20 protein-coding genes and 1 pseudogene are annotated in these 23,395 nt (G+C 59.9%); 11 read left to right on the forward strand and 10 right to left on the reverse strand.

The window, feature by feature from the left end:
* Positions 1 to 9: 9 nt before the first annotated feature.
* From aceF to yacL, 4 genes are all read left to right on the forward strand, one after another.
* Positions 10 to 1,893 (forward strand): pyruvate dehydrogenase complex dihydrolipoyllysine-residue acetyltransferase, encoded by a 1,884-nt coding sequence (gene aceF / locus ACMGF7_RS11535; RefSeq protein ID WP_075684628.1) that lies wholly within the window; start codon positions 10 to 12, stop codon positions 1,891 to 1,893.
* Between the two features lie 233 nt (positions 1,894 to 2,126).
* A complete protein-coding gene (gene lpdA / locus ACMGF7_RS11540; RefSeq protein ID WP_004937500.1) occupies positions 2,127 to 3,551 on the forward strand; it encodes a dihydrolipoyl dehydrogenase in 1,425 nt (474 codons plus the stop codon).
* Between the two features lie 513 nt (positions 3,552 to 4,064).
* Complete coding sequence (acnB, locus tag ACMGF7_RS11545) at positions 4,065 to 6,662, forward strand: bifunctional aconitate hydratase 2/2-methylisocitrate dehydratase (protein WP_004937504.1); 2,598 nt, start codon at positions 4,065 to 4,067, stop codon at positions 6,660 to 6,662.
* Positions 6,663 to 6,801: 139 nt separating this feature from the next.
* A complete protein-coding gene (gene yacL, locus ACMGF7_RS11550) occupies positions 6,802 to 7,164 on the forward strand; it encodes a protein YacL (protein WP_004937507.1) in 363 nt (120 codons plus the stop codon).
* Positions 7,165 to 7,196: 32 nt separating this feature from the next.
* Here the strand turns inward: yacL and speD are convergent, their stop codons facing one another.
* The 3 genes from speD to ACMGF7_RS11565 form a co-directional block, all read right to left on the reverse strand.
* Positions 7,197 to 7,991, reverse strand: coding sequence for an adenosylmethionine decarboxylase (speD, locus tag ACMGF7_RS11555; protein WP_004937510.1), 795 nt, complete (start codon positions 7,989 to 7,991; stop codon positions 7,197 to 7,199).
* 27 nt (positions 7,992 to 8,018) lie between these two features.
* Positions 8,019 to 8,882, reverse strand: a complete 864-nt coding sequence (gene speE / locus ACMGF7_RS11560) for a polyamine aminopropyltransferase (RefSeq protein WP_004937512.1) — start codon at positions 8,880 to 8,882, stop codon at positions 8,019 to 8,021.
* Between the two features lie 125 nt (positions 8,883 to 9,007).
* Positions 9,008 to 9,355: a YacC family pilotin-like protein gene (locus ACMGF7_RS11565; protein ID WP_004937515.1), complete on the reverse strand. Its 348-nt coding sequence runs from the start codon at positions 9,353 to 9,355 to the stop codon at positions 9,008 to 9,010.
* A gap of 217 nt (positions 9,356 to 9,572) precedes the next feature.
* Here ACMGF7_RS11565 and cueO point away from each other — a divergent pair, with 217 nt between their 5' ends.
* Positions 9,573 to 11,240 (forward strand): multicopper oxidase CueO, encoded by a 1,668-nt coding sequence (gene cueO, locus ACMGF7_RS11570; protein WP_164095571.1) that lies wholly within the window; start codon positions 9,573 to 9,575, stop codon positions 11,238 to 11,240.
* A gap of 98 nt (positions 11,241 to 11,338) precedes the next feature.
* Entirely contained in the window at positions 11,339 to 11,875 is a 537-nt protein-coding gene (gene hpt, locus ACMGF7_RS11575) for a hypoxanthine phosphoribosyltransferase (RefSeq protein WP_048234659.1), read from the forward strand.
* Positions 11,876 to 11,913: 38 nt separating this feature from the next.
* Here hpt and can read toward each other — a convergent pair whose 3' ends face one another.
* On the reverse strand, positions 11,914 to 12,570 hold the full coding sequence (gene can / locus ACMGF7_RS11580; protein WP_015379031.1) for a carbonate dehydratase: 657 nt from the start codon (positions 12,568 to 12,570) through the stop codon (positions 11,914 to 11,916).
* 210 nt (positions 12,571 to 12,780) lie between these two features.
* Between can and ACMGF7_RS11585 the strand changes: the two genes are divergently transcribed.
* The 3 genes from ACMGF7_RS11585 to ACMGF7_RS11595 all read left to right on the forward strand — a co-directional run bounded on the left by ACMGF7_RS11585 (position 12,781) and on the right by ACMGF7_RS11595 (position 15,929).
* Entirely contained in the window at positions 12,781 to 13,704 is a 924-nt protein-coding gene (locus tag ACMGF7_RS11585) for an ABC transporter ATP-binding protein (protein ID WP_021504747.1), read from the forward strand.
* Entirely contained in the window at positions 13,701 to 14,471 is a 771-nt protein-coding gene (locus ACMGF7_RS11590) for an ABC transporter permease (protein WP_004937535.1), read from the forward strand. Before ACMGF7_RS11585 ends, ACMGF7_RS11590 begins: the two co-directional genes overlap by 4 nt.
* Before the next feature lie 177 nt (positions 14,472 to 14,648).
* Positions 14,649 to 15,929, forward strand: coding sequence for a polysaccharide deacetylase family protein (locus ACMGF7_RS11595; protein ID WP_015379029.1), 1,281 nt, complete (start codon positions 14,649 to 14,651; stop codon positions 15,927 to 15,929).
* A gap of 34 nt (positions 15,930 to 15,963) precedes the next feature.
* Here ACMGF7_RS11595 and panD read toward each other — a convergent pair whose 3' ends face one another.
* The 3 genes from panD to panB form a co-directional block, all read right to left on the reverse strand.
* The gene (panD, locus tag ACMGF7_RS11600) at positions 15,964 to 16,344 is read right to left on the reverse strand and encodes an aspartate 1-decarboxylase (protein WP_004937544.1); all 381 of its coding nucleotides are present in this window, start codon (positions 16,342 to 16,344) and stop codon (positions 15,964 to 15,966) included.
* Positions 16,345 to 16,489: 145 nt separating this feature from the next.
* Entirely contained in the window at positions 16,490 to 17,344 is an 855-nt protein-coding gene (gene panC, locus ACMGF7_RS11605) for a pantoate--beta-alanine ligase (RefSeq protein WP_048325348.1), read from the reverse strand.
* A 23-nt stretch (positions 17,345 to 17,367) separates the two neighbouring features.
* Positions 17,368 to 18,162 carry a 3-methyl-2-oxobutanoate hydroxymethyltransferase gene (gene panB, locus ACMGF7_RS11610; protein WP_004937548.1) on the reverse strand — a complete coding sequence of 265 codons (795 nt, stop codon included), beginning with the start codon at positions 18,160 to 18,162 and terminating at the stop codon, positions 17,368 to 17,370.
* Between the two features lie 166 nt (positions 18,163 to 18,328).
* Between panB and qseB the strand changes: the two genes are divergently transcribed.
* Positions 18,329 to 18,991 carry a quorum sensing response regulator transcription factor QseB gene (gene qseB / locus ACMGF7_RS11615; protein ID WP_004937550.1) on the forward strand — a complete coding sequence of 221 codons (663 nt, stop codon included), beginning with the start codon at positions 18,329 to 18,331 and terminating at the stop codon, positions 18,989 to 18,991.
* On the forward strand, positions 18,988 to 20,346 hold the full coding sequence (qseC, locus tag ACMGF7_RS11620; protein WP_164095569.1) for a quorum sensing histidine kinase QseC: 1,359 nt from the start codon (positions 18,988 to 18,990) through the stop codon (positions 20,344 to 20,346). The genes qseB and qseC overlap by 4 nt, the downstream gene beginning before the upstream one ends.
* A gap of 28 nt (positions 20,347 to 20,374) precedes the next feature.
* Here qseC and folK read toward each other — a convergent pair.
* The 3 genes and pseudogenes from folK to gluQRS form a co-directional block, all read right to left on the reverse strand.
* Positions 20,375 to 20,851 (reverse strand): annotated as a pseudogene (gene folK / locus ACMGF7_RS11625) (2-amino-4-hydroxy-6-hydroxymethyldihydropteridine diphosphokinase); the annotation flags it as partial.
* Positions 20,851 to 22,398 carry a polynucleotide adenylyltransferase PcnB gene (pcnB, locus tag ACMGF7_RS11630; RefSeq protein WP_075201870.1) on the reverse strand — a complete coding sequence of 516 codons (1,548 nt, stop codon included), beginning with the start codon at positions 22,396 to 22,398 and terminating at the stop codon, positions 20,851 to 20,853. The pseudogene folK and the gene pcnB, both read right to left, overlap by 1 nt.
* A 61-nt stretch (positions 22,399 to 22,459) precedes the next feature.
* Positions 22,460 to 23,371, reverse strand: a complete 912-nt coding sequence (gluQRS, locus tag ACMGF7_RS11635) for a tRNA glutamyl-Q(34) synthetase GluQRS (RefSeq protein WP_164095568.1) — start codon at positions 23,369 to 23,371, stop codon at positions 22,460 to 22,462.
* Positions 23,372 to 23,395: the final 24 nt, after the last annotated feature.

The raw sequence follows: 23,395 nt of genomic DNA on the forward strand, positions 1-23,395 counted from the left end.
TACTGAATAATGTCTATCGAAATCAACGTACCGGACATCGGTGCAGATGAAGTCGAAATCACCGAGATTCTGGTGAAGGTCGGCGATAAAGTTGAAGCGGAACAATCGCTGATCACCGTGGAAGGCGACAAGGCTTCCATGGAAGTGCCCTCCCCGCAGGCGGGCGTGGTGAAAGAGATCAAAGTGGCGGTCGGCGATAAAACCGAAACCGGCAAACTGATCATGATCTTCGAAGCGGCAGGCGCAGCGGAAGCTGCTCCGGCGGCGAAAGCGGAAGAAAAACCGGCGGCGGCAGCAGCTGCTCCGGCTGCCTCTGCTGCCAAAGACGTTGCCGTGCCTGACATCGGCGCCGACGAAGTCGAAGTGACCGAGATCCTGGTGAAAGTGGGCGACAAGGTGGAAGCCGAGCAGTCCCTGATCACTGTGGAAGGCGACAAGGCTTCCATGGAAGTCCCTGCGCCGTTCGCGGGTACCGTGAAAGAGATCAAGATCGCGACCGGCGACAAAGTGAAAACCGGTTCCCTGATCATGGTGTTCGAAGTGGCCGGCGCCGCTTCCGCTGCCGCCCCGGCTGCGGCTGAAGCACCGGCTGCCGCTGCAGCGCCTGCGGCCTCTGCGGCCAAAGACGTCGCCGTGCCGGACATCGGCGGTGACGAAGTCGAAGTGACCGAAGTGATGGTCAAGGTAGGCGACAAGGTTGCCGCCGAGCAGTCTCTGATCACCGTGGAAGGCGACAAGGCCTCTATGGAAGTGCCAGCGCCGTTCGCGGGCACCGTGAAAGAGATCAAGATCGCGACCGGCGACAAAGTGAAAACCGGCTCCCTGATCATGGTGTTCGAAGTGGAAGGCGCTGCGCCTGCCGCTGCCGCCGCGCCAGCCGCTAAAGCGGACGCTGCGCCGGCGCCGGCCGCCGCTAAAGCCGCCGCTCCGGCTGCGAAAGCTGAAGACAAAGGCGAGTTCGCCGAGAACGCGGCCTACGTGCACGCGACTCCGGTCATTCGTCGTCTGGCGCGTGAATTCGGCGTTAACCTGGCGAAAGTGAAAGGCACCGGTCGTAAAGGCCGCATCCTGCGCGAAGACGTTCAGGCTTACGTGAAAGACGCGGTGAAACGCGCTGAAGCGGCCCCGGCTGCTGCCGGCGGCGGTCTGCCGGGCATGCTGCCATGGCCGAAAGTGGACTTCAGCAAGTTCGGCGAGATCGAAGAAGTCGAAATGGGCCGCATCCAGAAGATCTCTGGCGCGAACCTGAGCCGCAACTGGGTGATGATCCCGCACGTGACTCACTTCGACAAAACCGACATCACCGATCTGGAAGCGTTCCGCAAGCAGCAGAACGAAGAAGCGGCCAAGCGCAAGCTGGACGTGAAGTTCACGCCTGTCGTGTTCATCATGAAAGCCGTTGCTGCCGCTCTGGAGCAGATGCCGCGCTTCAACAGCTCGCTGTCCGAAGATGGCCAGAAGCTGACGCTGAAGAAATACATCAACATCGGCGTGGCGGTAGATACCCCGAACGGCCTGGTGGTTCCGGTGTTCAAGGACGTGAACAAGAAGAGCATCACCGAGCTGTCTCGCGAGCTGATGACCATCTCCAAGAAAGCGCGCGACGGCAAGCTGACCGCGGGCGAGATGCAGGGCGGCTGCTTCACCATCTCCAGCCTGGGCGGTATCGGGACGACTCACTTCGCGCCGATCGTCAACGCGCCGGAAGTGGCTATCCTGGGCGTCTCCAAGTCTGCGATGGAGCCGGTCTGGAACGGTAAAGAGTTCATGCCGCGCCTGATGATGCCGATGTCGCTGTCCTTCGACCACCGCGTTATCGACGGTGCCGATGGTGCGCGCTTCATCACCATCATCAACAACATGTTGTCCGACATTCGCCGTCTGGTGATGTAATGCAAAAGGGGCGCAGCATGCTGCGCCCCTGACGATTCTGTAGCAGTTTTGTCGGATTTTGCATAACTCGACAAAATTGTTGAGACACGGGTCACTCGAACACGCTTTGCAGATTATTAACAATTCTGTAAACTGCTCGCGGTGTAAGCGTCCCGGTGGATGAAGGGCGTTATGAGATCGATTAGCAATAAAAATGACGTCTGACCCGCCGGACAATCAATTAAGAGGTCATGATGAGTACTGAAATTAAAACTCAGGTCGTGGTACTTGGGGCGGGCCCGGCAGGTTACTCTGCAGCCTTTCGTTGCGCTGACTTAGGTCTTGAAACCGTTCTGGTTGAACGTTATTCCACTCTGGGCGGGGTTTGCCTGAACGTGGGATGTATCCCTTCCAAAGCACTGCTGCACGTTGCCAAAGTGATCGAAGAAGCCAAAGCGCTGGCCGAACACGGCATCGTTTTCGGCGAGCCGAAAACCGACATCGACAAAGTGCGCGTCTGGAAAGAAAAAGTCATCACTCAGCTGACCGGCGGTCTGGCTGGCATGGCCAAAGGCCGTAAAGTGAAAGTGGTCAACGGCCTGGGCAAGTTCACCGGCGCTAACACCCTGGTTGTGGAAGGCGAAAACGGCCCAACCACCATCAACTTCGACAACGCCATCATCGCCGCAGGTTCTCGTCCGATCCAACTGCCATTCATTCCTCATGAAGATCCACGCGTGTGGGATTCTACCGATGCGCTGGAACTGAAAACCGTCCCAGAGCGTCTGCTGGTTATGGGCGGCGGCATCATCGGCCTGGAAATGGGCACCGTATACCATGCGCTGGGTTCACAGATCGACGTGGTTGAAATGTTCGATCAGGTTATCCCGGCGGCAGATAAAGACGTGGTGAAAGTCTTCACCAAACGTATCAGCAAGCAGTTCAACCTGATGCTGGAAACCAAAGTGACCGCGGTAGAAGCCAAAGAAGACGGCATCTACGTCACGATGGAAGGTAAAAAAGCGCCGGCAGAACCACAGCGTTACGACGCGGTGCTGGTGGCGATCGGCCGCGTGCCGAACGGCAAACTGCTGGATGCCGGCAAAGCCGGTGTTGAAGTTGACGAGCGTGGCTTTATCAACGTCGACAAACAGCTGCGCACCAACGTGCCGCACATCTTCGCCATCGGCGACATCGTCGGCCAGCCGATGCTGGCGCACAAAGGCGTGCACGAAGGCCACGTCGCCGCAGAAGTTATCGCCGGCATGAAGCACTACTTCGATCCGAAAGTGATCCCATCCATCGCTTACACCGAGCCGGAAGTGGCGTGGGTGGGTCTGACCGAGAAAGAAGCGAAAGAGAAAGGCATCAGCTACGAAACCTCCACCTTCCCGTGGGCGGCTTCCGGCCGTGCGATCGCTTCCGACTGTGCAGACGGCATGACCAAACTGATCTTCGACAAAGAAACTCACCGCATCATCGGTGGCGCGATTGTCGGCACCAACGGCGGCGAGCTGCTGGGTGAAATCGGTCTGGCTATCGAGATGGGCTGCGACGCGGAAGACATCGCGCTGACCATCCACGCTCACCCGACCCTGCACGAATCCGTGGGCCTGGCGGCGGAAATCTACGAAGGCAGCATCACCGATCTGCCTAACCCGAAAGCCAAGAAGAAGTAATTCTGCTGGTTTGACCGGTCATCAAGCGGCTCCTGAAAAGGGGCCGTTTTTTTTGCTCAGATGCAGAACGCGGTTTTTTGTGGCCGCTGCGCCAAATTCCGATTCTTATGCTTATATCCACTCTAATTATATGGATATAATGTCCTGCTAGTCCGGCAGCCGATTACGCTGCGCTCAACGATTCAGCAAAGATTTAATGTTGCTTTTATGTGAACGAATTAACAACCGTTTCAAATCCTGATATGCTGGCTGAGCGGAACCGGGCACTGTACCTTACAGTCCAGGACATCGACAGCAGTGCCCCGTCAGGATAGATGGCATCAATATCGCCGTGCGCTCTACCCATCAGTCTTTCATGCTGTAACGCTGTTTGACCGTGCTTGTTTGCCCCAATCACCGTTTCGGGGCCTTTACGGGCCGATCGCCTAGCCACAGAGTGAAACCCAAAGGGTATAAACCCGGTTTGCATATACGCCAGGCACAATAAATGACAATGAGAGCGAGGAGAACGTCGTGCTAGAAGAATACCGTAAGCACGTAGCCGAGCGTGCTGCTGAGGGCATCGCCCCTAAGCCGCTAGACGCCACCCAAATGGCCGCGCTGGTCGAACTACTGAAGAATCCGCCAAAAGGCGAAGAAGAATTCCTGTTAGACCTGCTGATTAACCGTGTTCCACCGGGCGTCGACGAAGCCGCCTACGTCAAAGCAGGTTTCCTGGCGGCCATCGCCAAAGGTGAAGCGACATCCCCCCTGGTTACCCCCGAGAAAGCCATTGAACTGTTAGGCACCATGCAGGGTGGCTATAACATTCATCCGCTGATCGAAGCGCTGGACAACGAGAAGCTGGCGCCGATCGCCGCCAAAGCGCTGTCCCACACGCTGCTGATGTTCGACAACTTCTACGACGTGGAAGAGAAGGCCAAGGCCGGTAACCCGCACGCCAAACAGATCATGCAGTCCTGGGCCGACGCCGAATGGTACCTGTCGCGCCCGGAGCTGGCGGAAAAGATCACCGTCACCGTGTTCAAAGTCACCGGCGAAACCAACACCGACGACCTGTCTCCGGCGCCGGACGCCTGGTCGCGCCCGGACATCCCGCTGCACGCGCTGGCGATGCTGAAAAACGAACGTGAAGGCATCGTGCCGGATCAGCCTGGCAGCGTCGGCCCGATCAAACAGATCGAGCTGCTGAACAAGAAAGGCTTCCCGCTGGCCTACGTCGGCGACGTGGTCGGCACCGGCTCCTCCCGTAAATCCGCCACCAACTCGGTGCTGTGGTTCATGGGCGACGACATCCCGCACGTGCCGAACAAGCGCGGCGGCGGCGTGGTGCTGGGCGGCAAGATTGCGCCTATCTTCTTCAACACCATGGAAGATGCCGGCGCTTTGCCGATCGAAGTGGACGTGTCCGAGCTGAACATGGGCGACGTGATTGACGTTTACCCGTACAAAGGTGAAGTGCGCAACCACGAAACCGGCGCGCTGATCGCCAACTTCGAGCTGAAAACCGACGTGCTGCTGGATGAAGTGCGCGCCGGCGGCCGTATCCCGCTGATCATCGGCCGCGGCCTGACCACCAAGGCGCGCGAAGCGCTGGGCCTGCCGCACAGCGACGTGTTCCGCATCGCCAAACCGGTTGCCGCCAGCAGCAAAGGCTTCTCGCTGGCGCAGAAAATGGTCGGCCGCGCCTGCGGCGTCGCCGGCATTCGCCCTGGCGAATACTGCGAACCGAAGATGACCTCCGTCGGCTCTCAGGACACCACTGGCCCGATGACCCGCGATGAGCTGAAAGACCTGGCCTGCCTCGGCTTCTCCGCCGATCTGGTCATGCAGTCGTTCTGCCACACCGCTGCGTACCCGAAACCGGTCGACGTGACCACGCACCACACGCTGCCTGATTTCATCATGAACCGCGGCGGCGTCTCGCTGCGCCCGGGCGACGGCGTGATCCACTCCTGGCTGAACCGCATGCTGCTGCCTGACACCGTCGGCACCGGCGGCGATTCCCACACCCGCTTCCCGATCGGCATCTCCTTCCCGGCCGGTTCCGGCCTGGTGGCGTTTGCCGCCGCGACCGGCGTGATGCCGCTGGATATGCCTGAGTCGGTGCTGGTGCGCTTCAAAGGCAAAATGCAGCCGGGCATCACCCTGCGCGATTTGGTGCACGCCATCCCTTACTACGCGATCCAGCAAGGTCTGCTGACCGTCGAGAAGAAGGGCAAGAAAAACATCTTCTCCGGCCGCATTCTGGAGATCGAAGGCCTGCCGGATCTGAAGGTCGAGCAGGCGTTTGAGCTGACTGATGCGTCCGCCGAACGTTCCGCCGCCGGTTGTACCATCAAGCTGGACAAGGCGCCGATCGAAGAGTACCTGAACTCCAACATCGTGCTGCTGAAGTGGATGATCTCCGAAGGCTACGGCGATCGCCGTACGCTGGAGCGCCGTATTCAGGGCATGGAAAAATGGCTGGCGGATCCGCAACTGCTGGAAGGCGATGCGGATGCGGAATACGCAGCGGTGATCGACATCGATCTGAACGAGATCAAAGAGCCGATCCTGTGTGCGCCGAACGATCCTGACGACGCACGCCTGCTGTCCGACGTGGCCAACAGCAAGATCGATGAAGTGTTCATCGGCTCTTGCATGACCAACATCGGCCACTTCCGCGCGGCCGGCAAGCTGCTGGATCAGCACAAGGGCCAGTTGCCGACCCGTCTGTGGGTGGCGCCGCCAACCAAGATGGATGCGGCTCAGCTGACCGAAGAAGGCTACTACAGCGTCTTCGGCAAGAGCGGCGCGCGTATCGAGATCCCGGGCTGCTCACTGTGCATGGGCAACCAGGCGCGCGTGGCGGACGGCGCGACGGTGGTTTCCACCTCAACCCGTAACTTCCCGAACCGTCTGGGCACCGGCGCTAACGTCTATCTGGCGTCTGCCGAACTGGCCGCGGTAGCGTCCCTGCTGGGCCGCCTGCCGACGCCGGACGAGTACCAGACCTATATGGCGCAGGTCGACAAGACGGCGGCGGATACCTACCGCTACCTGAACTTTGACCAGCTGGGGCAGTACACCGAAAAAGCCGACGGCGTGATCTTCCAAACCGCCGTTTAAGCCGCTATATTGCGCAACTGTTTAACGGGAGGCCTTGGCCTCCCGTTTTATTTTGCTCAGTTGCCAACTTTGCGAGCGCTCACTGAGTTAGTCCGCCATTTATGTTTACACTAAGAAAAAGGGCTCAGGAGGGCATGCTATGGATTACGAATTTCTGCGTGACGTCACCGGTCAGGTGATCGTCAGATTTTCGATGGGGCATGAGGCGATTGGCCACTGGATCAACGAAGAAGTCAAAGGCGATTTCAACCTGCTGGACCGCATTGAAGCCGGTGCGGCCGAGGTCAAAGGCAGCGAGCGTCAATGGCAGCTGGAAGGCCATGAATATACGCTGCTGATGGATGGTGAAGAAGTGATGATCCGCGCCAATCAGCTGGAGTTCGAGGGCGATGAAATGGAAGAGGGGATGAACTATTACGACGAAGAAAGCCTCTCATTCTGCGGCGTTGAGGATTTCCTGCTGGTGTTGAAAGCCTATCGTTCTTTCATGCTGAAGTACTAAGCATCAGGGCGCGGCGTGCCGCGCCCTTTCCATCACAGATGCGGAATATTGCGGCCGTAATAGATTTCCTGCATCTCTTTCCATAACAGATCGGTGATCTGCTTGCGTTCGGCGGCGCTCAACGCCTCCGGCTCCGCGTTAAACAGGTAGTGCTTCAGATCGAAGTCCTTCAGCAACATCTTGGTATGGAAGATATTTTCCTGGTAAACGTTCACGTCCATCATGTGGTACAGCGCCTTGATGTCTTCCGACATAAAGTTCTGGATCGAATTGATCTCATGATCGATGTAATGTTTCACGCCGTTCACGTCGCGGGTAAAACCGCGCACGCGATAGTCCATGGTGACGATGTCGGATTCCAACTGGTGAATTAAGTAGTTCAGCGCCTTGAGGGGCGAAATGACGCCGCAGGTCGAGACCTCGATATCGGCGCGGAAGGTGCACAACCCGCCTTCCGGATGGCTTTCCGGGTAGGTGTGCACGCAGATATGGCTCTTGTCCAGGTGCGCGACGACCGTATTCGGCAGTGGACCGGGGTGTTCCGACGTATCGACGTCTTTCGGATCGATCGGCTCTTCGCTGACCAGGATGGTGACGCTGGCGCCCTGCGGCTCGTAGTCCTGACGCGCGATGTTCAGAATATTGGCGCCGATGATCGAGCAGGTTTCGCTCAGGATCTCGGTTAACCGGTTGGCGTTATATTGTTCGTCTATGTAGGCGATATAGCCGTCGCGATCGTCCGCGGTTTTGGCGTAACAAATATCGTAAATACAAAAACTCAGGCTCTTGGTCAGGTTGTTGAAGCCGTGCAGTTTTAGCTTATGCAATTTGGGCCACCTCCTTTATCTTCTCGCTTAACGTGTTACGTTCAGGGCATTGAGCAAATATTGCGGCAGGGCAAAGCTGCCGACGTGAATTGCCGGGTTGTAATAACGGCAGTGTAGGCCGCTTTGGTTAAAGCGCTGTTGCAGGGCAGGCAGATCGCGCTGGCGCAGCGCCGGGTCCTGGCTCGCCCAGGCAAAGGTCATGATGCCGCCGTAATAGGTCGGGATCGCCGCCTGATAGAAGCTGACGTCGCTAAAGTAGCGGCTCAGTTTGGCGTGGCTGTTGACCGCCTCGTCCTGCTGCAGGAAACAGACGCCGTTCTGCGCGACGAAAATGCCGCCCTCATTCAGGCAGCGGGCGCAGCCTTCATAAAACGCCGAGGTGAACAGGCTTTCGCCGGGGCCGATCGGATCGGTGCAGTCGGAGATGATCACATCGAACGTTTCGTCGGTTTGATTCACGAAGTTGACGCCGTCGTCGATCACCAGCTTGAAGCGCGGATCGTCATAGGCGCCGGCGCTGTGGTTGGGCAGGTATTGGCGGCAGAACTCGACGACGCCGGCGTCGATCTCGACCATGGTGATCTGCTCCACGCCAGGGTGCCGGCTGACTTCGCGCAGCATGCCGCCGTCGCCGCCGCCGATGATCAGCACTTTCTTCGCCCGGCCGTGCGCCAGCAGCGGCACGTGGGTCAGCATTTCGTGATAGATGAACTCGTCACGCTCGGTGGTTTGCACCACGCCGTCTAGCGCCATCACGCGCCCCAGCTCCGGGTTCTCGAAGATCACCAGATCCTGATGATCGGTCTTCTCGCGGTACAGCACCTTCTCTACCGAGAAGTACTGGCCGAAGCCCGTATGCAGCGTTTCGTACCAAATTTCTTTCTGGGTCATGTGCGGGAAACTCCGTAATAACAGCCATGAAAAATCGGCGCAACATCATAGCTAACTCTGCCTGGCGATGCACGGTTGAATTTCAGACAGAGAGAGCGTTAAGCGGATGGGAGAAGGGGAAAGAATTAATTGGCGTAGGCCAGCAGGCTCAACGAGTCGCGCGCCAGCGATTTGCACTTCTTGGGCGTTGGAATGGCGATGCCGCTGAGATCGCGATAGCTGTCTTCGCCCAGCGCCTTCATATTGAAACTGTTGTAGTTGCTCAAATCCCAGCGGTTTTGTTGCGCGAAATAGACAATGGCGCGTTTGATTTGCGCGTTTGGCAAATCGTTGTAGCCGCAATCATTTTTCAAATAAATAAATACCGCCGTCAGATCGGCCAGATCTTCCGCCTCGGATTCATTCAGCGCCAGACTGGCGTTGGAGAAGCCCAGCATCGCCAGCAACAGCATCGATAACGTTGTTTTTTTCATCATGAAATAGGCCTGTTTGTCGTCTGCTGACGTTACCACACTTGTCTGTAAAGGCACCAAATTTTATTGCCGGCGGGCCGGCGTCGCGCTTGCCAGTCACACTCTCTTGATTGTGAGGCATAGCTTAAAATACCGCCAGGAAAGGCTTGACCTTCCGCCAGGGGGAAGGTTTAGGCTGGCGGCATTGAGTTATGTCACTGAGAAAAGGGAGTCAGCGATGTTACGCCGTGATTTTATTAAATTAACCGCCGCGCTGGGCGCGGCGAGCGCATTGCCGTTATGGAGCCGAGCCGCCTGGGCGGCCGATAGGCCGGCCCTGCCGGTACCGCCGTTGTTGACGCCCGACGCGCAGGGAAAGATTGCGCTGGCGCTGCAGGCGGGGGAAACCCGCTGGTTGCCCGGCGCCGCCACCAAAACCTGGGGATTCAACGGCGCGCTGCTCGGGCCGGCGGTGAAGCTGCAGCGTGGCCAGCCGGTGACGGTCGATATCAAAAACCGCCTGGCGGAGGCCAGTACCGTCCACTGGCACGGCCTGGAAATTCCCGGCGACGTCGATGGCGGCCCGCAGGCGCTGATCCATCCTGGCGCGACGCGCACGGTGAATTTCACCGTTGATCAACCGGCGGCCACCTGCTGGTTCCACCCGCATACGCACGGTAAAACCGGCAGCCAGGTGATGATGGGGCTGGCGGGGCTGGTGCTGCTGGAAGACGACGAAAGCGCCAAACTGCCGCTGCCGAAAACCTGGGGGCAGGATGATATTCCGGTGATCCTGCAGGATAAGCGGCTGGGCAAAGACGCGCAGATCGAATACCGCCTGGACGTGATGAGCGCGGCGGTGGGCTGGTTTGGCGATCGCATGTTTACCAACGGCGCGCAGTATCCGCAACATCTGGCGCCGCGCGGTTGGCTGCGTTTGCGTTTCCTCAACGGTTGCAACGCCCGTTCGCTGAATCTGGCGGCCAGTGACAACCGTCCGCTGTACGTCATCGCCAGCGACGGCGGTTTCCTGGCGGAGCCGGTGAAGCTGACCGAGCTGCCGATGCTGATGGGCGAACGCTTTGAAGTACTGGTCGATGCCTCCGACGGGAAAGCATTCGATATCGTGACGCTGCCGGTGAAGCAGATGGGCATGACGCTGGCGCCGTTCGATCAACCGCTGCCGGTGCTGCGCATTCAGCCCTCGCTGGCGCAGGGCATTAAAGCCATGCCGGACAGCCTGGTGAAGCTGCCGACATTGCCTGCCACTGCCGGCATCCAGGAGCGTTGGCTGCAGCTGATGATGGATCCGCAGCTGGATATGCTGGGTATGCAGGCGCTGATGGATCGCTATGGCCACCAGGCGATGGCCGGCATGAGCATGAATCATGGCGCGACGGGTGGCGCAGACATGCAAGGCATGGACCACGGTAACATGAAAGGCATGGAAAAGGGCGGCATGCAGGGCATGGATCACGGCAACATGAAAGGCATGGATCATGGCAAGATGGCCGGGATGGATCACGGCGGCGCGCAGGGCAAAGCCAAACCGTTCGACTTCAGCCACGGCAACATGATCAATGGCAAGGCCTTCGACATGACCAAGCCGATGTTCGCCGCCAAACGCGGCCAGTATGAGAAATGGACCATTTCCGGCGAGGGCGACATGATGTTGCATCCGTTCCACATTCACGGCACCCAGTTCCGTATCCTGTCGGAAAACGGTAAACCGCCGGCGGCGCATCGCAGCGGCTGGAAGGACACGGTGCGCGTCGAAGGGTGGCGCAGCGAAGTGCTGGTGCGCTTCGATCATCCGGCCAGCAGCGAACATGCGTATATGGCCCACTGCCACCTGCTGGAACACGAAGATACCGGCATGATGATGGGCTTTACCGTCGACGAATGATCGCGGCCCGGCGCTCATGTGGCGGCGCGCTCGCGTCGCCACCGGCGAAAGGCTATGCTAAACTCTGCGCCTTTCTTCCGGCAACTGACCTGAATACTATGAAACACACTGTAGACGTAATGATTTCCGAGCAGGAAGTTAAGACCCGTATCGCCGAACTTGGCCGCCAGATCACCGAGCATTACCGCGACAGCGGCAGCGACATGGTGCTGGTCGGGCTGCTGCGCGGCTCCTTCATGTTCATGGCCGATCTGTGCCGCGCGATCGACGTGCCGCACGAAGTCGACTTTATGACCGCCTCCAGCTACGGCAGCGGCATGTCCACCACCCGCGACGTGAAGATCCTCAAGGATCTGGACGAAGACATTCGCGGCAAAGACGTGCTGATCGTGGAAGACATCATCGATTCCGGTAACACGCTGAACAAAGTGCGCGAGATTTTGGCGCTGCGCGGGCCGAAGTCGCTGGCGATTTGCACCTTGCTGGACAAACCTGAGCGCCGTGAAGTGCAGGTGCCGGTTGAATATGTCGGCTTCTCGATCCCGGATGAGTTCGTGGTGGGGTATGGCATCGACTACGCTCAGCGTTATCGTCACCTGCCGTACGTCGGCAAAGTGGTGCTGCTGGACGAGTAATTGGATGTGGGGCGCGGCAAGCCGCGCCCGCGGCGGGGTTATACGCCTTTATCCTGCTTCAGTTTGGCTATCGCTTTGCGGTAGCCCATCTCCAGGCTCTCGCGGCTGGTCGCCAGCACTTCCATATCGCGCAGGCGGCCGTCCTGAATGCCGTACACCCAACCGTGGATCATCACCTTCTGGCCGCGCTTCCAGGCCGATTGCATGATGGTGGAGTGGCCCAGGTTGTACACCTGTTCAATGACGTTGATCTCGCACAGCATGTCGAAACGCTGTTCCGGCGGCAGCTCGCCCAGCAGCGAGCTGTGCTTGTACCACAGATCGCGAATGTGCAGCAGCCAGTTGTCGATCAAACCCAGCTCCGGGTTTTCCACCGCCGCCTGCACGCCGCCGCAGCCCAGGTGGCCACAGATGATGATGTGTTCGACTTCCAGCACATCTACCGCATACTGCACCACCGACAGGCAGTTAAGATCGGTGTGGATAACGAGGTTCGCCACGTTGCGATGGACGAACAGTTCACCCGGCTCGAGGCCGGTCAGGCGTTCTGCGGGAACGCGGCTGTCAGAGCAACCAATCCATAAGAAGCGGGGCTTTTGCGCCTGGGCTAAACGTTCAAAAAAATCCGGGTCTTCCTGACTGATATTGGCCGACCAGGCCTGGTTGTTGGCGATAAGCTCTTCGATTTCTTTCATGGAGGTGATTGACCCGTAACGGACAGATTGCGTTGGGGTAATATAGGGTAAGCGTCACAATTTGGAAATCGGAACAGTGGTGCAGCCTCATTTAGCGCACGGATTCGACGCAGTGAAAACGTCGCCGATGCTAGGATTATCGTTAGTGTTTCAAGCCTCGCAAACAGGGGAGTGGCGGCATACTCATCGTTATAAGGTACTATTTTACATATGAATTATGCACTGGAATTAGCGCAGCTGACCAAGACTTACGCCGGTGGCGTCAAGGCGCTGCGCGGCATCGACCTGAGCGTCGAAGCGGGGGACTTTTATGCCCTGCTGGGGCCAAACGGCGCCGGAAAGTCCACCACCATCGGCATCATCAGCTCGCTGGTGAACAAAACGGCCGGCAGCGTACGGGTATTCGGTTACGACATCGATAAAGACATCGTCAACGCCAAGCGCCAGCTCGGCCTGGTGCCGCAGGAGTTCAACTTCAATCCGTTTGAGACCGTGTTGCAGATCGTGGTGAATCAGGCGGGCTACTACGGCGTCACGCGGCGTGAAGCGATGGCGCGCGCCGAAAAATACCTCAATCAGCTGGATCTGTGGGGCAAGCGCAACGAGCGTGCCCGCATGCTGTCCGGCGGCATGAAGCGCCGCCTGATGATCGCCCGCGCGCTGATGCATCAGCCGAAGCTACTGATCCTCGATGAGCCGACCGCCGGGGTGGATATTGAGCTGCGTCGCTCGATGTGGGGCTTCCTGAAAGATCTGAACGCCCAGGGCACCACCATTATCCTCACCACCCACTATCTGGAAGAGGCGGAAATGCTGTGCCGCAACATCGGCATCATCCAGAACGGGGAACTGGTGGAAAACACCTCGATGAAGGGGCTGCTGGCCAAGCTGAAGTCGGAAACCTTCATCCTCGATCTGGCGGCGAAGAGCCCGCTGCCGAAGCTGGACGGTTACCACAGCCGCCTGACGGATACCTCGACGCTGGAAGTGGAGGTGATGCGCGAGCAGGGGCTGAACGGCCTGTTCGCCCAGCTGAGCGCGCAGGGCGTGCAGGTGCTGAGCATGCGCAATAAGGCGAACCGCCTGGAAGAGCTGTTTGTCACCCTGGTTAACGGCAATGGAGAGAAAGCATGACGCGTTTGTATTGGGTGGCCTTACAGAGCATCTGGGCCAAAGAGGTAAACCGGTTCGCGCGCATCTGGATCCAGACCCTGGTGCCGCCGGTGATCACCATGACGCTGTACTTCATCATCTTCGGTAACCTGATCGGCTCGCGCATTGGCGATATGCACGGCTTCAGCTACATGCAGTTCATCGTGCCCGGCCTTATCATGATGGCGGTGATCACCAACTCCTATGCCAACGTCGCCTCGTCGTTCTTCAGCGCCAAGTTTCAGCGCAACATTGAGGAACTGCTGGTGGCGCCGGTGCCGACCCACGTGGTGATCGCCGGCTATGTCGGCGGCGGCGTGGCGCGCGGCATCTGCGTCGGCGTACTGGTGACCATCATCTCACTGTTCTTCGTGCCGCTGCAGGTGCACGCCTGGTGGGTGATTGCGCTGACGCTGCTGCTGACGGCGATCCTGTTCTCGCTGGCGGGGCTGATCAATGCGGTGTTCGCCACTACTTTCGACGACATCAGCCTGATCCCGACCTTCGTGCTGACGCCGCTGACTTACCTGGGCGGGGTGTTCTACTCGTTGTCGCTGCTGCCGCCATTCTGGCAGGCGGTGTCCAAGCTGAACCCCATCGTTTATATGATCAGCGGCTTCCGCTACGGTTTCCTCGGCATCAACGACGTGCCGCTGGCGTTCACCATGGCGGTGTTGGTGGCGTTTATCGCGGTGTTTTACCTGCTGTCCTGGTACCTGATCGAGCGCGGCCGCGGCCTGCGCAGCTGATCGTATCGCGCCCTCGCTTTCCCGGCGGGGGCGCTTTTCTTGATTTGGCGCAGGCGGCGCGTAAATCAATAGAATTGCTCAAATAACCGCTAGTTCCCCGCTGTTCAAATCGTGCTATGCTGGCGCTCCACATTTCCTCCACTTTTGTCATTACGCACTCGTAAGCAGAACATCATCATGCGGTCTCAATACACGTTAACGGCTGGGTTGCTCGGCATTCTGATGTCGTTGGTTTCCCCTGTGAGCCTGGCTAGTCTGCTGTCGGAAGACAGCGCGGTTAAATCTGAATACATGGAAGCGCAGCGCGATAGCGAAGTCTATGCGTTGGTGGGCGAGCATGTGATCCCGGTAGGGGAAGTGAAGCGCGGGCAACTGCTCCAAGTCTTCCCGGCGGATGCGGAATACTACGAATTCAAATTCGGGCACGGTACCGGCTTTATCGATAAAGACGACGTGCGTGAATTGAAGAAGTCGCGCAAGGTGCAAGACGATCTGGGCGAGCTGAACAAACCGCTGACCAACCAGAATCTGATCACGCAAAAAACGATCGACGTATACACCGCAGCGGACAAGGACAGCGAGGTATTGGGCACGCTGGAAGGCAACCTGCGCTATCCGATCATCGGCAAGCTGAAGGATCGCCTGAACAACACCTGGTACGAAGTCAACATCGGCGAGCGGCTGGGGTTCATTAATGAGTTGGACTGCGAGATCGATAACGGCATACCGGTGCTGACTTACCACCACCTGCTGAAAAACGAAGAGAACAAACGCTTCCGCCACACCTCGACCACCACTTCAGACGTGGCGTTCAGCAACCAGATGACCTACCTGAAGCAGGCGGGCTACGACACCATTTCGCTGTACCAGCTGGAAGCTTACCTGAAAAATCAGATCAACCTGCCGGGCAAGGCGGTCGTGCTGACCTTCGACGACGGGCTGAAATCGGTGTATCGCTACGCTTACCCGGTATTGAAGGATTACGGTTTCCGCGCCACGGCGTTCATCATCTCTTCGCGCATCAAACGCCATCCGCAGAAATGGAACCCGGACTCGCTGCAGTTTATGAGCGTCTCGGAGCTCAAGCAGATTCAGGACGTGTTCGACGTGCAGTCGCATACCCATTTCCTGCACCGCACCGACGGTAATCGCCAGCCGATTTTGCTGAGCCGTTCGCTGCACAATATCGAGTTTGATTTTGAGCGCTCACGCCGCGCGCTGTCGCAGTTCAATCCGCACGTGCTGTATCTGTCTTACCCGTTCGGCGGCTATAACCAACGGGCGATTCAGGCGGCGCAGGACGCCGGTTTCCATCTGGCGGTGACCACGGTGCAGGGCAAGGTAAAGCCGGGGGATAACCCCTATACGCTAAAGCGGCTGTATATTCTGCGCACCGACTCGATCCAGACCATGGCGGATCGGATAGCCAACAAGCCGGGCACGGTGGTGGTGCAATAAGGAAGAACGGGCGCGCAAGGCGCCCGTTTTATTGTCAGGCGACCTGAACCGGCACGGCTTTCGCCTTGCGCTGCAGGTTGTTGTCACCTTCGAAATAGGCGACTTTCGGGTGGTGTTGGCGGGCGTCGGCGTCGGTCATTTGCACATAGGAGCAGATGATCAGTTTGTCGCCGACGCAGGCGCAGCGCGCGGCGGCGCCGTTGACCGAAATGATGCGCGAACCGCGCTCGGCGGCGATGGCGTAGGTGGAGAAGCGCTGGCCGTTATCCACGTTGTAAATATCGATCGCTTCATATTCCAGAATGCCGGCGGCCTCCAGGAAATCCTGGTCGATGGCGCAGGAGCCTTCATAGTGCAAGTCAGCCTGAGTGACTTTGACGCGATGCAGCTTGCCTTGCAGCATAGTACGTATCATAGCTTTACCTAACTGAATATCGGCCTTCACAGGCGCTGGGGTTGAACATCTCTCCTGCATCCCTGCAATCTCTATCGTCACCGATTGCTCCGCCATTGTCTACCAATGGTCAGGCATTCTGGGTGACGATAGTATAAAAAACGGCTTACAGCGTCAGGTCGACCTGCTGGTTGTCGATAAGACGCGCCTTGCCCAGCCAGGCTGCCATCAGCACCACCGCTCGCCGGCTGTCCACCGTCAGCGGCTGCAGGCTGTCGGCGTCGCGAATAAACAGCTCATCCGGCGTAAAGCCGGCGGCGCGCAGCTGCTCGGCGGTCTGCTCCAGCAGCGCTTCGATCTGGCGCTCGCCATTGGCCAGCTGTTGCGCCAGCGCGTTCATGATCTTGCTTAGCTGCGGCGCTACCTTGCGCTCTTCGGCGGTCAGGTAGCCGTTGCGCGAGCTGAGGGCCAGGCCGTCTTTGGCGCGCACGGTCGGCACGCCGACGATATCGATGTCGTAACCCATGTCCGCCACCATTTTGCGGATCAACGCCAGCTGTTGGTAATCCTTCTCGCCGAAACAGGCCAAATCAGGCTGCACCAGGTTGAACAGCTTGCTGACGATGGTGGAAACGCCGCGGAAGTGGCCCGGCCGGCTGGCGCCTTCCAGGATGGTGGAGATGCCCGGCACGTCGACGTAGGTCTGCTGCTCCAGGCCCTGCGGATAAACCGCGGCCGGGGCCGGCGCGAACACCAGATCGACGCCGCGGCGGGTCAGCTTTTCGCTGTCTTCCTGCAGCGTGCGCGGGTAGCGCGCCAGATCGTCCGGGCGATCGAACTGCATCGGGTTAACGAAGATGCTCACCACCACCACGTCGGCGCGGGCGCGCGCTTCATCGACCAGCGTCATGTGGCCGTCGTGCAGGTTGCCCATGGTCGGCACCAGCGCGATGCGTTTGCCTTCCTGGCGCCAGCGGCGGATCTGCTGACGCAGCATCGGCAGGGTTTCGATAATAATCATTGGGTGACTCCTGGAACCATCGCTTAGTTAAAAGAGTGTTCAGCCGCCGGGTAGAGGCCTTGCTCCACTTCCTGAATGTAGTGCTGCACCGCCGTGCGGATATCGCCGCTCTGCGCCAGGAAGTTCTTGGCGAACTTCGGCGTGTGGCCGCCGGTGATGCCGAAGGCGTCGTGCATCACCAGGATCTGGCCGTCGGTGCCGTTGCCGGCGCCGATGCCGATGACCGGAATGGACAGCGCTTCGGTGATCTGGCGCGCCAGCTCGGTCGGCACGCATTCCAGCACCAGCAGCTGAATGCCGGCCAGTTCCAGATTCTGCGCGTCCTGCAACAGCTGCTTGGCGGCCAGTTCGTCGCGCCCTTGCACCTTATAACCGCCGAACACGTTGACCGACTGCGGCGTCAGGCCCAGGTGGCCGCATACCGGCACCGCGCGCTCGGCGAGCATTTTCACCGTGTCGCACAACCAGCTGCCGCCTTCCAGTTTCACCATGTTGGCGCCGGCGCGCATCAGCTCGGCGGCGTTGGCGAAGGTCTGTTCCGGGGTGGCGTAACTCATGAACGGCAGATCGGCCAACAGCAGGCAGGCCGGCGCGCCGCGGCGCACGGCGCGCGTGTGATAGGCCACGTCGGCGACGGTGACCGGCAGCGTGGAGTCGTGGCCCTGCAGCGTCATGCCCAGCGAATCGCCCACCAACAGGACTTTGATGCCTTGCTCTTCAAACAGTTTGGCAAAGCTGGCATCGTAGGCGGTAAGGGTAGCAAACTTGCGTTGCTCCTGTTTCCACTGGCGCAAGTGGGTCACGGTGGTGGGTTTCATCACAACGTCTCCTGAAACGGGCCGTGCGGCGTACGCAGGCCCAGGCTGCAAAAAAGTGCAGTCATTCTACTGTAACCCGATCGGGGTGGGTAGCGCGGATCGCCATGCTTAAGCGGTTCTTAAGAACCTTGTGGTGCAATGGCGCCAAGACTCAAAAGGGATACTCATGCGAATTCTGTTGATCGAAGATGACAAACTGATCGGGGACGGCATCAAGGCCGGGCTGACCAAACTCGGCTTCAATCTGGACTGGTTCACCGACGGCGCCGTCGGCAAAAATGCGCTGGACAGCGCGCCGTACGACGCGGTGATCCTCGATCTCAGCCTGCCGGGCCTCGACGGCCTGGATCTGCTGCGCCAGTGGCGCCAGGCCGGGCAGGACGTGCCGGTGCTGATCCTCACCGCCCGCGATGCGCTGGAGCAGCGGGTCAGCGGGCTGCAAAGCGGCGCCGACGATTATCTGTGCAAGCCGTTCGCGCTGGCCGAAGTGGCGGCGCGCCTGCAGGCGCTGATCCGCCGTCGCCACGGCCAACTGATGCCGCAGCTGACGCACGGCAACGTGGTGTTCGACAGCGCCACCCGCAGCGTGAGCTGCAACGGCGAACCGGTGACGCTGACGCCGCGCGAATTGGCGGTGCTGGAGCTGTTTTTGCACAACAAAGGGCGGGTGCTGGCGCGGCCGTTGATTCAGGAGAAACTGTACAACTGGGACGACGAAGTGAGCAGTAACGCGGTGGAGGTGCATATTCACCACCTGCGGCGCAAGCTGGGTAACGGCTTCATCCGTACCATCCACGGCGTGGGTTACACGCTGGGGGATGCGCCGTGAAGCGTCTCAGCCTGCGGCTGCGTCTGATCCTGATCTTCAGCCTGCTGGCGCTGCTGACCTGGTGCACCGCCAGCGTGGTGGCCTGGGTGATGTCGCGCAACACCATCAACGAAGTGTTCGACACCCAGCAGATGCTGTTCGCCAAACGGCTGGCGACCGCCAACCTCGGCGATCTGTTGGCCGATGAAAGCGCGCGCAGCCTGCCGAAAACCAAGAAGCTGGTGCATCACGGCAAGCGCGGCGAACAGGACGACGACGCGCTGGCGTTCGCCATCTTCGATCGCCAGGGCAAGATGCTGCTCAACGACGGCGAGAACGGTGCCGACTTCCTGTTTGACGGGGAGCGTGAGGGTTTTACCGACGGCGAGCGCAAAGGCGATGACGACAGCTGGCGCCTGGTGTGGCTGACCAGCCCGGACGGGCGCTATCGCATCGTGGTCGGCCAGGAGTGGGATTACCGGCGCGATATGGCGCTGGGCATGGTGACCGGCCAACTGGTGCCCTGGCTGGCGACGCTGCCGGTGCTGATGCTGCTGATCGCGCTGATGGTCGGGCGCGAGCTGCGGCCGTTGCGCACGGTAGCCGCCGGTTTGCGCCGGCGCGCGCCCGATGATGCGACGCCGCTGGACGCGCGCCAGGTGCCGCCCGAGGTGCGCCCGCTGGTGGATGCGCTCAATGCGCTGTTTGCCCGCATCAACGCTTTGCTGGTGCGGGAGCGACGCTTCACCTCCGATGCCGCGCACGAGTTGCGCAGCCCGCTGGCGGCGCTGCGGGTGCAGACCGAAGTGGTGCAGCTGGCGGGGGACGATGCGCCGATGCGCGAGCACGCGCTGGACAATCTGACGCTCGGCATCGATCGCGCCACCCGGCTGGTGGATCAGCTGTTGACGCTGTCGCGGCTGGATTCGCTGTCGGATCTGGCCGAACTGGCGCCGATCGACTGGAACAATCTGGTGACGATGACCCTGGCGGAACAGGATCGGCAGGCGCATGCGGCGGGCGTGACGCTACGCTATGAACATCGGGGAACGCCGCCGCCGCGTCAGGGAGAAACCTTGCTGCTGTCGCTGCTGTTGCGCAATCTGCTGGACAACGCGGTGCGCTATACCCCGCAGGGCGGCGTCGTCACCGTGACGTTGAGCGAACGTTCGCTGACGGTGGAGGACGACGGTCCGGGTGTCACCACGGAGCATCTGGCGCGGCTCGGAGAGCGCTTCTATCGCCCGCCGGGGCAGGAACAGACCGGCAGCGGGCTGGGGCTCTCGATCGTACAGCGTATTGCCGGCTTGCATGGTTTACAGATCAGTTTCGCCAATCGCCCGGCGGGGGGATTTGTCGCGCGGTTGGCGCTGTAGGCGGGTCAGGATTTCGGTTTTGCGAGTGCCACAGCGCCATGCCGTTTTCCGGCACGCGCTTGAGGCAGCTGGCGAGCGGTTCGCCATCGGGGAAAATCAGATCGGGGGCGATTTCCGCCAGCGGGTAGAGCATGAATTCGCGCTCTTTCAGGCCGTAATGCGGCACCGTCAGGCGATCGGTATGGATCACCTTGTCGCCGTACAGCATGATGTCCAGATCGAGCGTGCGCGGCCCCCAGCGTTCATCCTTGCGCACGCGCCCCTGATTGCGTTCTATCGCCTGGGTATGGTCGAGCAGCTGTTCGGGCGGCAACAGGGTATCCAGCGCCACCACCGCATTGAGAAAGTCCGGCTGGTTTTGCGGCCCCAGCGGCTTGGTGCGGTAAAACGAAGAACAGGTGACCAGCCGGGTGCGCGGGAGATGCTCCAGCGCCTCCAGCGCGGCGTTAACCTGTTGCAGCGGCTGCGCCAGGTTGCTGCCCAGCGCGATATAAACGCGGATCATTATGCCCCTTCTTTACGCGGTGCCCGGCGGCGAGGGCGGCGTTGGCGCGCGCGACGCGGCGCCGGATCGTCACCCAGGGTGCTCAGCATGGCTTTCTGCCGCGCCGGCGTGGCGTCCTGGAACTCGCCCCACCACTCGGCCAGACGCAGCATTTCCTGATTGTCTTCCACTTCCGCACGCAGCGCCAGCAAATCATAGGCGGCGCGGAATTTCGGATGTTCCATCAGTTTGTGCGCGCGTTTGCCCTGGCGGCGGGACAGGCGCAGCTGCAGCTGCCAGATATCGCGCACCAGCGTGGTGATGCGTTTCGGGATGGCCAGCGAGCGGCACTGCTCGTCTAGTACGTCGTTCATTGCCAGCGCGAAGGCGTCGTAGTAGGCTAGGCCGCTTTCCTGCGCCAGCTTCTGCGCGTGCTCCAGCAGCGGGTACCACAGCATGGCGGCGAACAGGAACGCCGGGTTGACGCGCATGTCGTTCTGCAGACGGTGATCGGTGTTCTTCAGCACCTGCACCAGAATGCGCTCCATCGGCGTATCGTGGTTCGGCGTGAAGTTACGGGCGATCAGCGGGAACAGCGGTTGGAACAGCTGGTATTCGCACAGCTTCAGGTAGGTCTGGAAACCGTAACCCGCCTGCAGCAGCTTGAGGGATTCTTCGAACAGACGCGCCGGCGGGATCTCATGCAGCAGCGAGGCCAGGCGCGGGATCGGCTCGGCGGTCTCTTCGCTGATGCGCATGTCCAGCTTGGCGGCGAAGCGCACCGCGCGCAGCATACGCACCGGATCTTCGCGGTAGCGAGTTTCCGGATCGCCGATCAGGCGGATCACGCCTTGCTTCAGATCGTTCAGGCCGCCGACGTAATCGCGCAGGGTGAAATCCGCCACGCCGTAGTACAGGCTGTTGATGGTGAAATCACGGCGCTGGGCGTCTTCCTCGATCGAACCGAAGATATTGTCGCGCAGCAGCATGCCGTTTTGCGCCTGCTGGGAGGAATTCTTGTCGGATTCCTGATTCTGTTCGTGGTGACCGCGGAAGGTGGCCACTTCGATGATCTCCGGCCCGAACATCACGTGCGCCAGGCGGAAACGGCGGCCGACCAGGCGGCAGTTGCGGAACAGCTTGCGCACTTGCTCCGGCGTGGCGTTGGTGGTGATGTCGAAGTCTTTCGGCTTTTTGCCGAGCAACAGATCGCGCACCCCGCCGCCGACCAGATAAGCCTCGTAGCCGGACTTGTTCAGGCGATAAAGCACTTTCAGCGCATTTTCGCTGATGTCTTTACGGGAGATCGCGTGCTGTTCGCGCGGGATCACGGTCATCGAGTCGTTGCTCTCGGCGATAGGAAAAGGCGGACGCTTGCGCGGCGTTGAGCGGCGGGCAGGGGCGTTGCTGCCGTTATCGGCGGCGCGCGGCTGCGGCGCAGGGCGGCTTGGCGCCGCGGCACGCTCTTCGCGGACTACGTTTTTATCGCCGGCCGCCGCGTCGTCGCGGGGCAGCTTGTCATCGCGGGTCAGTACCTTACGACAGAAGTTGGCTACTCGGGTAAAAATGGTACACCTCGATAGTGACTGATAAAAATGGAGCTAACAAAAAATAGCGGCTAATCATAGCTCACCATGGCTCCTTTGAGAATGCCGGCGTGTTTTCATCCAGAGGGATAGCCTCCTGACGCGGCACGTTTTCCAACCGCCAGTGTTCGATCGCCCAGCTCAATAATAATGGCAGGTCAAGATCTTGCCAGCTTTCCGGCAGCGGTTGGCGCAGAAATTTCAGCGCGGCGATCAGCACCGGGCGCGGATCGCCGGCGGGCAACGCCGGCGCATGATTTTGCTTCGACAGCTTGATGCCGTTGGCGCCCAGAGCCAGCGGCAGATGCACATAGGCGGGCACCGGCACCTGCAGCTGGCGGTAGAGGGCAATTTGGCGCACCGTCGGTTCGATCAGATCGGCGCCGCGGACAATCTCGGTCACTCCCTGAAAATGGTCGTCGATCACCACCGCCAGGTTGTAGGCGAACAGCCCATCGCGGCGGCGAATGATAAAGTCTTCCCCCGCCAGCGCCGGATCGGCGTGCAATTCTCCCTGCAGGCGATCGTTGAACCGGTAAACGGGGGCGGTCTGACGCAAGCGGATAGCGGCACCCTGCGGGCCGAGCTGCAAATCGCGGCAGTGGCCGTCGTACAATCCGCCGATGTGCTGGATGCGGCTGCGGGTGCAGGTGCAGTAATAGCTGAGCCCCTGGCGCTGCAACAGATCCAGCGCGGCGCGATAGGCGTCGTGACGTTGGGATTGATAGATGACCTGGCCGTCCCAGTGGAGACCATAATGTTCCAGCGCGGACAGGATGCGAGCGGCGGCGCCGGGGACTTCGCGCGGCGGGTCGATATCTTCGATGCGAACCAGCCACTGCCCACGTTGGGCGCGAGCCTGAAGGTAGCTTCCCAGAGCGGCAATCAGCGAACCGAAATGCAGATCCCCGGAAGGCGATGGGGCAAAGCGCCCCACATAATGACTTTCTTGCATATCAGAGGGGAGAGGTTCCCTTTT

The sequence above is a fragment of the Serratia sp. BNK-17 genome, assembly GCF_048684935.1.
GTDB classification, from domain to species: Bacteria; Pseudomonadota; Gammaproteobacteria; order Enterobacterales; family Enterobacteriaceae; genus Serratia; species Serratia nematodiphila.

What these genes read in the sequence shown, in the direction of transcription:
- aceF (WP_075684628.1), top strand. Translation starts at nt 10, where the DNA reads ATGTCTATCGAAATCAACGTACCGGACATCGGTGCAGATGAAGTCGAA.
- lpdA (WP_004937500.1), top strand. Translation starts at nt 2,127, where the DNA reads ATGAGTACTGAAATTAAAACTCAGGTCGTGGTACTTGGGGCGGGCCCG.
- yacL (WP_004937507.1), top strand. Translation starts at nt 6,802, where the DNA reads ATGGATTACGAATTTCTGCGTGACGTCACCGGTCAGGTGATCGTCAGA.
- speE (WP_004937512.1), bottom strand. Translation starts at nt 8,882, where the DNA reads ATGACCCAGAAAGAAATTTGGTACGAAACGCTGCATACGGGCTTCGGC.
- ACMGF7_RS11565 (WP_004937515.1), bottom strand. Translation starts at nt 9,355, where the DNA reads ATGAAAAAAACAACGTTATCGATGCTGTTGCTGGCGATGCTGGGCTTC.
- cueO (WP_164095571.1), top strand. Translation starts at nt 9,573, where the DNA reads ATGTTACGCCGTGATTTTATTAAATTAACCGCCGCGCTGGGCGCGGCG.
- hpt (WP_048234659.1), top strand. Translation starts at nt 11,339, where the DNA reads ATGAAACACACTGTAGACGTAATGATTTCCGAGCAGGAAGTTAAGACC.
- can (WP_015379031.1), bottom strand. Translation starts at nt 12,570, where the DNA reads ATGAAAGAAATCGAAGAGCTTATCGCCAACAACCAGGCCTGGTCGGCC.
- ACMGF7_RS11585 (WP_021504747.1), top strand. Translation starts at nt 12,781, where the DNA reads ATGAATTATGCACTGGAATTAGCGCAGCTGACCAAGACTTACGCCGGT.
- ACMGF7_RS11590 (WP_004937535.1), top strand. Translation starts at nt 13,701, where the DNA reads ATGACGCGTTTGTATTGGGTGGCCTTACAGAGCATCTGGGCCAAAGAG.
- ACMGF7_RS11595 (WP_015379029.1), top strand. Translation starts at nt 14,649, where the DNA reads ATGCGGTCTCAATACACGTTAACGGCTGGGTTGCTCGGCATTCTGATG.
- panD (WP_004937544.1), bottom strand. Translation starts at nt 16,344, where the DNA reads ATGATACGTACTATGCTGCAAGGCAAGCTGCATCGCGTCAAAGTCACT.
- panC (WP_048325348.1), bottom strand. Translation starts at nt 17,344, where the DNA reads ATGATTATTATCGAAACCCTGCCGATGCTGCGTCAGCAGATCCGCCGC.
- panB (WP_004937548.1), bottom strand. Translation starts at nt 18,162, where the DNA reads ATGAAACCCACCACCGTGACCCACTTGCGCCAGTGGAAACAGGAGCAA.
- qseB (WP_004937550.1), top strand. Translation starts at nt 18,329, where the DNA reads ATGCGAATTCTGTTGATCGAAGATGACAAACTGATCGGGGACGGCATC.
- gluQRS (WP_164095568.1), bottom strand. Translation starts at nt 23,371, where the DNA reads ATGCAAGAAAGTCATTATGTGGGGCGCTTTGCCCCATCGCCTTCCGGG.